The organism is Streptomyces sp. V1I1 (assembly GCF_030817355.1).
Classification (GTDB): Bacteria; Actinomycetota; Actinomycetes; order Streptomycetales; family Streptomycetaceae; genus Streptomyces.
In genome coordinates this window covers 2451688-2465350 of sequence record NZ_JAUSZH010000001.1, presented here as the reverse complement: position 1 = coordinate 2465350, position 13663 = coordinate 2451688, and the positions used below count along the sequence as shown (strand labels likewise).

7 protein-coding genes and 1 pseudogene are annotated in these 13663 nt (G+C 69.5%); 2 read left to right on the top strand and 6 right to left on the bottom strand.

The window, feature by feature from the left end:
• The first annotated feature begins 73 nt into the window (after window positions 1-73).
• Window positions 74-802, top strand: coding sequence for an SDR family oxidoreductase (locus QFZ67_RS11635; protein ID WP_307665810.1), 729 nt, complete (start codon window positions 74-76; stop codon window positions 800-802).
• Window positions 803-832: 30 nt separating this feature from the next.
• Here QFZ67_RS11635 and QFZ67_RS11630 read toward each other — a convergent pair.
• Window positions 833-1147, bottom strand: a pseudogene (locus QFZ67_RS11630) (transposase); the annotation flags it as partial.
• A gap of 1184 nt (window positions 1148-2331) precedes the next feature.
• Here QFZ67_RS11630 and QFZ67_RS11620 point away from each other — a divergent pair.
• Entirely contained in the window at window positions 2332-4617 is a 2286-nt protein-coding gene (locus QFZ67_RS11620) for an ATP-binding domain-containing protein (RefSeq protein WP_307661011.1), read from the top strand.
• 38 nt (window positions 4618-4655) lie between these two features.
• Here QFZ67_RS11620 and glgB read toward each other — a convergent pair whose 3' ends face one another.
• From glgB to QFZ67_RS11595, 5 genes are all read right to left on the bottom strand, one after another.
• Complete coding sequence (gene glgB / locus QFZ67_RS11615; protein WP_307665809.1) at window positions 4656-6920, bottom strand: 1,4-alpha-glucan branching enzyme; 2265 nt, start codon at window positions 6918-6920, stop codon at window positions 4656-4658.
• A 101-nt stretch (window positions 6921-7021) separates the two neighbouring features.
• A complete protein-coding gene (locus QFZ67_RS11610) occupies window positions 7022-8410 on the bottom strand; it encodes a maltokinase (protein WP_307661010.1) in 1389 nt (462 codons plus the stop codon).
• Window positions 8411-8574: 164 nt separating this feature from the next.
• Window positions 8575-10281, bottom strand: a complete 1707-nt coding sequence (treS, locus tag QFZ67_RS11605; RefSeq protein ID WP_307661009.1) for a maltose alpha-D-glucosyltransferase — start codon at window positions 10279-10281, stop codon at window positions 8575-8577.
• A complete protein-coding gene (locus tag QFZ67_RS11600; RefSeq protein WP_307661008.1) occupies window positions 10278-12287 on the bottom strand; it encodes an alpha-1,4-glucan--maltose-1-phosphate maltosyltransferase in 2010 nt (669 codons plus the stop codon). The genes treS and QFZ67_RS11600 overlap by 4 nt, the downstream gene beginning before the upstream one ends.
• Before the next feature lie 417 nt (window positions 12288-12704).
• The gene (locus QFZ67_RS11595; RefSeq protein ID WP_307661007.1) at window positions 12705-13634 is read right to left on the bottom strand and encodes an SDR family oxidoreductase; all 930 of its coding nucleotides are present in this window, start codon (window positions 13632-13634) and stop codon (window positions 12705-12707) included.
• Window positions 13635-13663: the final 29 nt, after the last annotated feature.

The following is a 13663-nucleotide window of genomic DNA, read 5'->3' as shown; positions in this document are numbered from 1 at the left end:
TTCGGTGCATGCAACGCCCGTATGGGGGTCATATGCCATATTTGCGGATATGCCTCCCGACGAAAGGCGTGTCATGAAGTTCGCGGTCATCGGCGGTACTGGGCTGATCGGGTCACAGGTCGTCAAGAATCTGAACGCCGCCGGGCACGAGGCGGTACCGCACTCGCAGTCCACCGGAATCGACGTCATCAGCGGCCAGGGACTGGGCGAGGCGGTGGCGGGCGCCGACGTCATTGTCAACCTGACGAACTCCCCGACCTTCGACGAAGCATCCCTGGCCTTCTTCCAGACCTCGATGGACAACCTTCTGGCCGCGGGCCGGAAGGGTGGCGTCCGTCACTTCGTCATCCTCTCGATCGTCGGCGTGGACCAGGTGCCGGAGCTGGACTACTACCGGGCCAAGATGCTCCAGGAGGACATCCTCGCGGCCGGACCGATCCCCTACTCGATCGTCCGCGCGACGCAGTTCATGGAGTTCATCGACGCGGTCCTGTCCTGGACCGCCGACGGCGACACCGTCCGGCTGCCCGCCACGCCCGTCCAGCCGATCGCCTCCAAGGACGTGGCCGACGCGGTGGCGGAAGTCGCCGCGGGCGCCCCGCTGGGGGGCATTCGCAACATCGCCGGCCCCGAGGTCTTCTCCCTGGACGAGCTGGGCCGGGTCACCCTGTCCCACAAGTCCGACGGCCGCACCGTCGTCACCGACCCCACCGCCGGCATGTTCGCCGTCATCAAGGGTGACGTCCTCACCGACAAGGACGCCCACCTCGCCCCCACCCGCTACGCCGACTGGCTCTCCTGAACCGCTCGTGCCCTCCCCGGCGCGCGGACCTCAGCAGCTAGGACCTGGCCGCCGTGCGTGCCGACAAGAAGCCAGCACGGCGGCCAGGGTCTGTCTCTTTGGCCGGCGTCGGGTCCAGATGAGGATGGCGGCGAGGTGGAGTGCGGCCCGGTAGGCGATGGCGAGTTTGTCGGTCCGCATGGCCAGGCCGCGCCACTGCTTGATCCGATGGATGCACCGTTCGACGGTGTTGCGCTGCTTGTAGGTCTCACTGTCAAAGCCGGGCGGCCTGCCTCCGCGACGGCCGCGCCGTAGGCGGTGGCCAATCTGATCGGCAGGCTGCGGGATGACGACACGGATGTGCCGGGCCGGTTTACCGATCACCGGAACCGAGGCCCTGTCCAACCGATGGCCTTCGACGACCGGGATGGGGTCGGCAAGTCGGTCTGGGCCGCGTCCTCGACCGCGTTGATGCCCCAATTGGCCAGCGCGAGGGCATCCCCGTGATCACGATGCCCTGCGTTCAACGCCGCGTACGTACAGCACACGCAGTTCAATCAGAGCATTGCCACCCTCCGCGCCATGGGCGTTCACGTGCTCATTGGGGAAGGCGGGTTCGTTCCCAATGAGCCGGGTAAAGGCCGACCCGACGCGTACCCTTGGCGCCTCGCGCTGGCCGCCGCAGAGTCAGCCGACGCGATACCCCGTGACGTGGCGATCGACCCGGATGCACCCGATCTGTGGGAGGCCTTCCACCGCGCGGACCTCAGGAGCGGTCTACTCCTCCTCGATCTGTTGTCGTTAACGAGCTCCCCCAAGCCGCCCGTCAGCCCCTTGGCGGCACGGTCCGCGATCGCGAGGTTGTTGCGGCACGGTCCGGGGACACCGGGGAAGACCGCTGGGGACTTCGGCACGGGCGGTTGTGTATCGGTCACGTTCCAGGTGTCGGACGAGTCGTGGAACCCGGATTCCAGAACGACCGTGGGGCTCCCGCTTCCTTTGCAGTGCAGATAGATTTTCCGACCGCCGCCTACATCGACCTGACCGGAGAACTCCTTGGCCGCCGGCGTAGGGGCGCGGGCGGCTGCGGTGTTGGTTTCGAGCGGTGTGCTGTCACACCCCGACAATGCGATCAGTGCTGCCGAAGCCAGCACAATGCTGAAGACCGGAAGGCATTTGCGCATCAAACACTCCCGCGTGACGTTGCCGCCGAGCCTAGCGTCAGTCTTGATCAATCACGCTCGCTCAGCACGCGGATGCCACGCAGGAGTCGGCGCGGTGTAGCGAGCGGGCCGGGGCATGGCAGCGGCTGGCACCCACCAGGTCGTGCACGGGCCGGAACGCATGGCACGGGCCCGCCGGCCGCAGCTCCGGCCGCGCGCCCCAGACCGTCAGTGGCTTGTGCACCGGACTTCTCGGCGCACAAAAACACCCCGGTACCGAATTGACGGCCGGGGTATTCCTCTGCGAATATTGAGTGTTTCACGTCCATGCACAACTAAGCGCATGGAGAGGTTGATTGATGACACCATATCGCGTCAGGAGCTGAATTGTCAACCGAGGAATTGCATAATGAACAGCAATTCGTCTCTCTGCTCTACGAGCGCCTCGACGCACTCCGCGAGCAGGCCGAAGCCGCAGTCCGGACCACGATCGGGCAGGTCAGCACCGGTTTGCAGGCCCGGGTCGAGCGGGATGTGCTCGTCGCCGAGCAGTCCGGGCTGCTCTCGGGGCTGAATGCAGTGGACTCCGGGCTGTGTTTCGGACGTATCGATCTCAAGGACGGCGTGCACCACCACATCGGGCGTATCGGAATGCGGGAGGGCGATACGGAACGTACCCCGCTGCTCATCGACTGGCGCGCACCCGTTGCCCGGCCCTTTTACCTCGCCACCGGGCATGAGCCGATGGGGCTGCGCCGGCGGCGCCACATCACCACCAAGGGGCGCACCGTCACCGCCCTCCACGACGAGATTCTCGACCTCGCCGACACCACCCGTACCGGTTACGAGGAGCATGACGCGGACGCCGTGCTGCTCGCCGCGCTCGGGGCCGCGCGCACCGGGCGGATGGCCGACATCGTGCAGACCATCCAGGCCGAGCAGGACCGCATCATCCGGGCACCGCGGCACGGCGTCCTCGTCGTCGAGGGCGGGCCCGGCACCGGTAAGACCGCGGTCGCGCTGCACCGGGCGGCGTATCTGCTCTACGCGCACCGCGAGCAGCTGGCCAGGCGCGCCGTGCTGATCGTGGGGCCCAACCCCGCGTTCCTCGGCTACATCGGCCAGGTGCTGCCTTCGCTCGGTGAGACGGGCGTGCTGCTGTCGACGATGGCCGAGCTCTTCCCCGGTGTACGGGCCACCGGCGCCGACACCCCCGAGGCCGCCGAGGTGAAGGGCCGCGCCGAGATGGCCGATGTGCTGGCCCGTGTCGTACGCGACCGGCAGGCGCTGCCCGAGTCCGCGCCGGAGTCCGACCGCGAGATTGACCAGGAGGACCCGGACCACCTGCCCGGGCCCGCGCTGGAGATCGACCACGAGGAGTACGGAATCCTGCGGCTCGACCGTGAGATGGCGTACGACGCCCGCGACCGTGCCCGTGCCACCGGGCTGCCGCACAATCTCGCCCGGCCGCACTTCGCCTTCCGGATCATCGACGCGCTGACCGCCCAGCTCACCGACCGGCTCGGCGCGGATCCCCTCGGAGGGCCGAACCTCCTCGGCCCCGACGACATCGCCCAGCTCGGCAAGGAGATCGCCACCAGTGCCGAGGTGCACGCGGCGATCGACGAGCTGTGGCCCCCGCTCACCCCGGAGCAGCTCGTCGCGGACTTCCTCGCCGTGCCAGAGGCGCAACTGGCTGAGAAGGACGCCGAGTTGGTCCGGCGTATCGCCGGGCCCTGGACACCCGCCGATGTGCCGCTGCTCGACGAGGCCGCCGAACTCCTCGGCGTCGACGACAGCGCCGAGCGCGCCGCCGAAGAGGCCGAGCGGCAGGAGCGGATCGCCTACGCGCAGGGCGTGCTGGAGCTGTCCGAGGGCTCGAAGACGTTCGAGTTCGAGGACCAGGAGTCCGAAGTGCTCGCCGCGCACGACATCATCGACGCCGAGCGGATGGCGGAGCGCCAGGAGGAGGCCGACCACCGCAGCGCCGCCGAACGCGCCGCCGCCGACCGGACCTGGGCCTTCGGGCACATCATCGTGGACGAGGCGCAGGAGCTGTCCGCGATGGCGTGGCGGCTGCTGATGCGCCGCTGCCCCACCCGCTCCATGACCCTGGTCGGCGACCCTGCCCAGACCGGCGACGCGGCGGGCTGCGGCTCGTGGCAGCGCATTCTCGAGCCGTACGTCGGCGACCGCTGGCAGCACACCCGCCTCGAGGTCAACTACCGTACGCCCGCCGAGATCATGGAGCTGGCGGCGGACGTGCGGCGGAGCGAGGACCCGGCCTTCGAGCCGCCGCGCTCCGTGCGCTCGACGGGCGTGAAGCCGTGGGAGGCGTCCGTGTCCCCGGACGAAGTGGCCCGTACGGTCGCCGAGCGGGTGGCCGGGGCGCCCCACGAGGGACGGCTCGCGGTGATCGCCCCGGGCGGGCTCCACGCCGCCCTCGCGGCAGAGTTGCCCGATGCCGGCCAAGGGGCCGAACCGGACCTCACCCGGCCCGTCGTGCTGCTCGACCCGCGGCAGGCGAAGGGCCTGGAGTTCGACACGGTGATCGTCGTCGAACCGGAGCTGATCCGCTCCGGCTCGGAACACGGGACGAACGACCTCTATGTGGCGCTCACCCGGGCCACCCAGCGTCTGGGGGTGGTGTCCTCAGTCACCCGACGGGCTTGAGTCTCAGGCGCTCCGGCAAGGCCGGCCGGGCGCGGCGCTCACGCCGGTCGCAGCCACAACGTCGCCAGCGGCGGCAGCGTCAGCTGAATGCTCGCCGGGCGGCCGTGCGACGGTACCGACTCCGGCTTCAGCGGGTCCGGGTTGAGCACATCGCTGCCGCCGTACCGCGCCCCGTCCGTGTTGAGTGCCTCCGTCCACGCCTGGACCGCGTCCGGCACACCCAGCCGGTACTCGTGCCGCACCACCGGCGAGAAGTGGCAGACGGCGAGCAGCGGCGAGCCCGATGCGTCGTAGCGCAGGAACGCGAAGACATTGTCCTCGGCGGCGTCGCCGTCCACCCAGGCGAAGCCCCCGGGGTCGGTGTCCCGCTGCCAGAGCGCGGGGGTGGCGCCGTACACCGTGTTCAGATCGCGCACCAGATGCCGCACCCCGCGGTGGTCCGCCTCCGCCGCGTACGACGGGTCGAGCAGCCACCAGTCCGGGCCGTGGCCCTCCGACCACTCCGCGCCCTGCGCGAACTCCTGGCCCATGAAGAGGAGTTGCTTGCCCGGGTGGGCCCACATGAAGCCCAGATAGGCGCGGTGGTTGGCGCGCTGCTGCCACCAGTCGCCGGGCATCTTGCTCACCAGCGACCGCTTGCCGTGCACGACCTCGTCGTGCGAGATCGGCAGCACATAGTTCTCGCTGTACGCGTACACCATCGAGAACGTCATCTCGTTGTGGTGGAACTTGCGGTGCACCGGCTCGTGCGAGACATAGCCCAGTGAGTCGTGCATCCAGCCCATGTTCCACTTCAGGCCGAAGCCGAGGCCGCCGAAGCCGCCCGGGCCGACATGGTGGGTGGCGCGGGTGACCCCGTCCCAGGCCGTGGACTCCTCGGCGATCGTCACGACACCGGGGCAGCGCCGGTAGACGGTGGCGTTCATCTCCTGCAGGAAGCCGACCGCGTCCAGGTTCTCCCGGCCGCCGTGCACATTCGGCGTCCATTCGCCCTGCTCGCGGGAGTAGTCGAGGTAGAGCATCGAGGCGACGGCGTCCACCCGCAGCCCGTCGATGTGGAACTCCTCGCACCAGTACGTCGCGTTGGCGACCAGGAAGTTACGCACCTCCTTGCGGCCGTAGTCGAACTCGAGGGTGCCCCAGTCGGGGTGCGCGGCACGCGCCGGGTCCTCGTGCTCGTACAGCGGGCGGCCGTCGAACTCCGCGAGTGCCCAGTCGTCCTTCGGGAAGTGCGCCGGCACCCAGTCGACGATCACGCCGATGCCCGCCCGGTGCAGGGCGTCGACGAGATGGCGGAAGTCGTCGGGGGTGCCCATCCGGGAGGTCGGGGCGTAGAAGCCGGTGACCTGATAGCCCCACGAGCCGCCGAAGGGGTGCTCGGCGACCGGCATGAACTCCACATGCGTGAAGCCCAAATCCTTTACGTACGCCGGGAGTTGGACGGCCAGCTGTCGGTAGGTCAGGCCCGGTCGCCAGGAGGACAGATGCACCTCGTAGACGGAGAACGGCGACTCGTGCACCGGCCGCTCGGCGCGCTGCGCCATCCACTCCTCGTCGTGCCACACATGGTGTGACTCGGTCACGATCGAGGCGTTGGCGGGCGGCACCTCGGCGCGCCGCGCCATCGGGTCGGCCCGCAGGGTGTGAGAACCGTCCGGGCGAGTGATGTCGAACTTGTAGAGCGCCCCCTCGCCGGCGCCGGGAACGAACAGTTCCCAGATGCCCGTGGAGCCGAGCGAACGCATCGGATGGCCGGTGCCGTCCCAGTAGTTGAAGTCGCCGACGACCCGCACCCCGCGGGCATTGGGTGCCCACAGCGTGAACCGGGTGCCGGTGACGCCCTGGTGCGCCATCGGATGCGCGCCCAGCGCCCGCCACAGCTCCTCGTGCCGCCCCTCGCCGATCAGATGCAGATCGAGCTCGCCGAGCGAGGGCAGGAAGCGGTACGGATCCTGCACCTCGATCTCGATCTCGGTCCCGGCGTCGGTGCCGTCGTCGTACGCGACCAGCAGCTGGTACTCCGGGGCCGCGCGCAGCGGCAGCACACCCGAGAAGAACCCGCCGCCGTCCTCGTGCAGCTCGGCCCGCAGCCCCTTGGCGAGCACGGTCACCGACCGTGCGAACGGACGCAGTACGCGCAGCTCCACACCGCCCCGCATCTCGTGCGCGCCGAGCAGCGCGTGCGGATCGTGATGCGCGCCGGCCAGCAGCCGCTCCCGGTCACCGTCATCGAGCGGCCGGGCGGCCCGCACGCCATGGCTGGCGCCGGCACGCGGCTTCGGCGCTGCCGTCTTCTTCCCCAGGGGCGCGGTGTCGGCCACCTGTTTGGGTACATCGGGGTCGGAGGAATTGCGGGACGGGGGGCGGGCGCTCACGGGGGTCGGCCTCCTTGGGCAGTGGGGGATCAGGTTGTTGCGGCCAGGCGGTCGATCGCCGCCATCGGCACCGGAAGCCAGTCGGGGCGGTGCCGGGCCTCGTAGACGACCTCGTACACGGCCTTGTCCGTCTCGTACGCGCGCAGCAGTTCGGCCTCGGCGCGCGGATCGTCGCCGCCGGCCTCGGCGTAGCCCTCGCAGTACGCCGTACGGCACAGCTCCGCCCAGTCGGGGTTCCACGGGCGGTGCGTGCGGGCCGCGTAGTCGAACGAGCGGAGCATGCCGGCGACATCGCGCACCGGGGGCTGCGGCCTGCGGCGTTCACCGAGCGGCCGGGCGGGCTCGCCCTCGAAGTCGATGACCGACCAGTGGCCGTCGCCGTGCGGGCCGCCGCCGCGCAGGGTCTGCCCCAGATGGAGATCGCCGTGGACACGCTGGGCCCGCCAGGCGCGGCCGCGACTGCCCAGCGCGGCCAGTGCGTCGAAGGCGGCCCGCAGCTGTGGCACGTACGGCAGCAGCGCGGGCACCGCCTGCGCGGCCGCTTCAAGACGCTGGGCCATCGCGTCCGCCAGGTGCTCGGTCTGCGGCCGGCGCAGCATCACGGTGGGCAGCTCGCCCGCCAGTGCGGTGTGCACTTCGGCGGTGACGCGGCCGAGCGCGCGGGCCTCGTCCGTGAAGGAGTGCCCGGCGGCCAGCGAGTCCAGCGCGAGCAGCCAGCCGTCCTGCGAGCCGCGCAGGAACGGCTGCAGCACGCCGAGGGTGTACGGCTCGGGCGAGGTGGCCTCGTACCAGGCGACCGGAACCGGCACCCGGTCGCACCCTGCGCGGGCCAGCGCCAGTGGCAGCTCCAGATCGGGGTTGGGGCCGGGGTGAACGCGGCGGAAGAACTTGAGGATGTACGCATCGCCGTACACCAGCGAGGAGTTGGACTGCTCGGCGTTCAGCGGGCGCGCGGCGAGAGAGGCGGGGATGGCGGGGGCGCGGTCGAACCGGTCGAAGCGGAGCGGCCCGAGAGCGCCCGGCGTACGCAGCCGCTCCAGGATCAGCTCCGCGAGCCGCGGATCGTGCAGGCCCTCGTAGATCGTCCGCCCGGCCAGCGGGCCCTCGGCCAGATGGCCGATCAGCGCGGGTGCGAGATGCGGCGGCAGTGTCTCGCGTACGCCGAGGAGGAGTTGGTAGCAGTCCTGCGAGGAGGGGGCCGGAAGCCCCGGCTGCTTCACCCGTACGAGCATATGCAGCAGCCCGGGACCCGACCCGCCGTCCAGCGGCAGCAGCTCGGTCGCCGAGACGAGCGAGAAGCCGGTGACCGGGTGCCCCTTGCCGGCGAACCATCGCTGGTGGGGCAGCCAGGCGTGCAGCAGAGGGGCGAGCGACGGGAGAAGAGCGACGGGAGTCCGGGTGGATGCAGCCTCCGACATGGCATCGCGTCCTTTCCCCGAGATGCACTCCAATGGCGCTGTATGCGCAGAGTGTCCCGGATTACAGCTGTGGCTGTCCGGCGGCGCGCGGGGATGAAGGGGAGAGTGCCCGGTGCGGGGCGGCGGAAACCGCCCCGCGGGAGGTACCTCTCGTTACTTGTGGGTCAGCCGGCCGCGGTGTCCTTCCTGATCCGGAACCAGTAGAAGCCGTGGCCCGCGAGAGTGAGCAGATAGGGCCACTGGCCGATGGCCGGGAACCGCACCCCGCCGATCAGCTCGACCGGATGCCGTCCGTTGAACGCCCGCAGATCGAGCTCGGTGGGCTGCGCGAACCGGGAGAAGTTGTGCACGCAGAGCACGAGATCGTCCTTGTACTCGCGGGTGAAGGCGAGCACGGCCGGGTTCGACGACGGTAGTTCGGTGTACGAGCCGAGCCCGAAGGCGCGGTTCTGCTTACGGATCTCGATCATCCGCCGGGTCCAGTGCAGCAGCGAGGACGGCGAGGCCATCGACGCCTCGACATTGGTGACCTGGTAGCCGTAGACCGGATCCATGATGGTGGGCAGATAGAGCCGGCCGGGGTCGCAGGAGGAGAATCCGGCGTTCCGGTCGGGCGTCCACTGCATAGGGGTCCGCACGGCGTCCCGGTCGCCCAGCCAGATGTTGTCGCCCATCCCGATCTCGTCGCCGTAATACAGAATCGGCGATCCGGGCAGCGACAGCAGCAGAGCCGTGAACAGCTCGATCTGATTGCGGTCGTTGTCCAGCAGCGGGGCGAGCCTGCGGCGGATGCCGATGTTGGCGCGCATCCGCGGGTCCTTGGCGTACTCCGCGTACATGTAGTCGCGCTCTTCGTCCGTGACCATCTCGAGGGTGAGCTCGTCGTGGTTGCGCAGGAAGATGCCCCACTGGCAGTTCTGCGGGATCGCCGGGGTCTTGGAGAGAATTTCGGAGACCGGATAGCGGGACTCGCGCCGTACGGCCATGAAGATCCGCGGCATCACCGGGAAGTGGAATGCCATGTGGCATTCGTCGCCGCCGGCCGTGAAGTCGCCGAAGTAGTCGACGACGTCCTCCGGCCACTGGTTGGCCTCGGCGAGGAGCACGGTGTCCGGGTAGTGCGCGTCGATCTCCTTGCGCACCCGCCTGAGGAAGGAGTGGGTGGCGGGGAGGTTCTCGCAGTTGGTGCCCTCCTCCTGGTACAGGTACGGCACGGCGTCAAGACGGAAGCCGTCGATGCCCAGGTCCAGCCAGAAGCGCAGCGCCGAGACGATCTCCTCCTGCACCGCGGGGTTCTCGTAGTTGAGATCCGGCTGGTGGGAGAAGAAGCGGTGCCAGTAGTACTGCTTGCGCACCGGGTCGAAGGTCCAGTTGGACGTCTCGGTGTCGACGAAGATGATCCGGGCGTCCTGGTACTGCTTGTCGTCGTCCGCCCAGACGTAGTAGTCGCCGTAGGGTCCCTCAGGGTTGCTGCGGGACTCCTGGAACCACGGGTGCTGATCGCTGGTGTGGTTCATGACGAAGTCGATGATGACGCGCATGCCGCGCTGGTGCGCGGCGTCCACGAACTCCACGAAGTCGGCCAGGTCGCCGAAGTCGGGAAGGACGGCGGTGTAGTCGGAGACGTCGTAACCGCCGTCCCGCAGAGGGGACTTGAAGAAAGGTGGCAGCCAAAGGCAGTCGACGCCCAGCCACTGCAGATAGTCCAGCTTGGCCGTGATGCCCTTGAGGTCGCCGATGCCGTCGCCGTTGCTGTCCTGGAAGGATCGGACCAGGACTTCGTAGAACACGGCCCGCTTGAACCAGTCGGGGTCGCGGTCCTTGGCGGGGGTGTCCTCGAACAGGTCGTGGACGGGTTCATTGACGATCATGATGTGGGTGACCCTCCGATCGGCGGGGACGGTCGCAGAACGACGATGTGCGCGGGCGTGATGCCCGGCTCGAGGCGCACATAGTTGGCCCTGCCCCAGTGATAGGTCTCGCCGGTGAGCTCGTCGCGCACCGGTGCGCTCTCGTGCCAGTCGAGGCCGAGGTGCGGCATGTCCAACGAGACCGTGGCCTCCTGGGTGTGGTGGGGGTCGAGGTTGGCGATCACAATGACGGTGTCGCCGGTGTTCGGTCCCGAAGGGCCCTCGGCGGATTTCGAGTAGGCGATCACCGCGTCGTTGTCGGTGTGGTGGAAGTGGATGTCGCGCAGCTGCTGCAGCGCGGGGTGACGGCGCCGGATCCGGTTGAGGGCGGTGATCAGGGGTGTGATGGTGCGACCCTCCCGCTCCGCCGACTCCCAGTCGCGCGGCCGTAGTTGGTATTTTTCGGAGTCCAGATACTCCTCGCTTCCGGCTCGCAGGGGGGCGTTTTCGCACAGTTCGTAGCCGGCGTACACACCCCAGGAAGGCGACAGCGTCGCGGCGAGCACCGCCCGCACCTCGAACGCCGGGCGGCCGCCGTGCTGGAGGTAGGCGTGCAGGATGTCCGGGGTGTTCACAAAGAAGTTGGGGCGCATGTACGAGGCGGCGTCGCCGGAGAGCTCGGTGAGGTACTCGGTCAGCTCCTGCTTGGTGTTGCGCCAGGTGAAGTACGTGTACGACTGCTGGAAGCCGATGGCGGCGAGGGTGTGCATCATCGCCGGGCGGGTGAACGCCTCGGCCAGGAAGACCACGTCCGGGTCCGAGCGGTTGATGTCCGTGATCACCTTCTCCCAGAAGACGACGGGCTTGGTGTGCGGGTTGTCGACGCGGAAGATCCGTACGCCGTGGTCCATCCAGAAGCGCAGGATGCGCACGGTCTCGTTGACCAGCCCGCGCAAGTCCTGGTCGAAGGCGACCGGGTAGATGTCCTGGTACTTCTTGGGCGGGTTCTCGGCGTAGGCGATGGAGCCGTCGGCGCGGTGGTGGAACCACTCGGGGTGCTTCTCCACCCAGGGGTGGTCGGGCGAGCACTGGAGCGCGAAGTCCAGGGCGACCTCCATGCGCAGGCCGCGCGCGGTCTCGACGAAGTGGTCGAAGTCGTCGAACGTGCCGAGGTCGGGGTGGAGCGCGTCGTGGCCGCCGTCTGCGGAGCCGATGGCCCAGGGGACGCCGACATCGTGGGCGCCGGGGGAGAGGGTGTTGTTGGCGCCCTTGCGGTGGGTGGTGCCGATGGGGTGGACGGGCGGCAGATAGACGACGTCGAATCCCATCGCGGCGACCGCGGGCAGCCGCTCGGCGGCGGTGCGGAAGGTGCCGGACACGGGCGGCTCGCCCTCGGTGACGACGGCGCCCTCGGAGCGCGGGAACAGCTCGTACCAGGAGCCGAAGAGTGCGCGCCGGCGCTCGACGATGAGCGTCAACGGGCGGGAGGCGGTGACCAGTTCGCGCAACGGGTTGCGGGTGAGCGCGGCGCGGGCGTCGGGGGCGAGGGCCGCGGCGAGCCGGGCGGCGGCGGGCCGCGCCTCGTCACGCAGCGCGTCGACGGCGGCGAGCACGGCCTCCCGGCCGTCGCGCTTGGGCACCCCGGCGGCGGCGCGCTCGTACAGCGCGGCGCCCTCGGCGAGCACCAGCGCGGTGTCGATGCCTGCGGGGATCTTGATCTGTGCGTCGTGCCGCCAGGTGGCGACCGGGTCGCTCCAGGCCTCGACGGCGTACGTCCAGCGCCCTTCGGAGTCGGGCGTGACATCGGCGCCCCACCGGTCGGTGCCGGGCGCGAGTTCGCGCATGGGGCTCCAGGGTCCGGGGCGTCCGCTCGGGTCGCGCAGGACGACGTTGGCGGCCACCGCGTCATGGCCCTCGCGGAACACGGTGGCGGTGACCTGGAAGGTCTCACCGGTCACGGCTTTTGCGGGCCTTCTTCCGCAGTCGACTTGGGGGCGGACGTCCAGGACGGGGATGCGACCGATCATGAGATCACCTGAGGGCTGTGCGAGCAGGGTGGATTGGGCGGGATGTGCCGTTTTAGGGATACGGGTGCTTCTTTGTAGCTGCTCGGTCGACGACTGGCGTGCTGCGGGCATGGCCGCTCCTGTCCGCGTTCACTCGGGTGGGCGGAAAGAATGTTGAGAGGGGTGCGGTGGCCTGCGTACCGGATGAGCCTTCCCATGGGGTTCGGGTGGGCAATCCGGTGGATTGTTAACTACTAGGGCGTAGGTGGGTGCACAAGGACTTCGCGATGCACGATCGGGTTTCTGCTGACCCGGACAGCACGCGAGCCCCGACGCATTTCGCGCCGAGGCCCGCACCCGTACCTCCCGTACCGCCTCAGAACACCGTGCCCCAGCTGGGCTCCGTGCCCCAGCTCGGCTCGGGCCTCCTCGTCGCCCTCATGACTGCTCCCCCGACCACATCTGCCACGGCTGGCGCGCCACCCACTCGTCCACCGGCGCCGGCTTCACCGACAGCGCTCCCGCCGACGCACCCGTGTCGCCCGCCATCAGACGCGGCTCCAGGCCCGTCGCCATGTAGTGGTAGATCCCCGCAATCCCGGCCGCCGGCTCCGCGCCCAGGATCTGCGTGAGACCCTGCTCGAAGACGAGTGGCTCCAGCGGTACGTAGCGGATCTCGCGCCCGAGGCCCTGGCCGAACGCCGTCGCCAGTTCATGGCCCGTCAGCGTCTGTGCGCCGCCGATGTCGAAGGTGCGGCCCGCCACGCCGTCCACCGTGAGCGCCGCGTAGACCGCCTCGGCCAGGTCCCGGTGGGAGATCCACGCGGTCGGCGTGTCAGCCGGCAGCGGGTAGGCGAGCACGCCCTCGTTCACCAGGGCCGGTCCGTTCCACGGGCTGAAGAGGTTGTCCAGATAGACCGGCGGGCGTACGACCACCACCTCCACGCCGCTCTGCGCGAGGCTCTCGCGGAACACCGTCTCGGCGAGCCGCCGGGTCTCGAAGGCCGCGACATTCGTGGTCCGGTCCGGGATGCGGGTGTTCGCGTTGTAGACCAGCCGGCGTACCCCGGACTCGCGCGCCGCCTTCGCGATGTACTGGGCGTACCGCATCACCTTCTCCGCCTGGTACACCAGCGGCAGCATCACCGCCGCGTGTGTGGCCCCTTCGAAGAGCTGGCGTACGTCCTCGTACCGCCCGAGGTCGCCGCCGGCGACAGAGACACCGGGGAGCTCCGGGCGGTCCGCCGCGGGCTTGCGGCTCAGCGTGCGGACCCGGTGTTTCCGTTCGGCCAGCAGGCGGGCCGTCGCACCGCCCTGGAAGCCGGTCGCCCCCACGACCGCTACGCGCATGGGAATGTGATCGGACATGTGTCTTAAGGGCCCCTTCGATAGGGTGT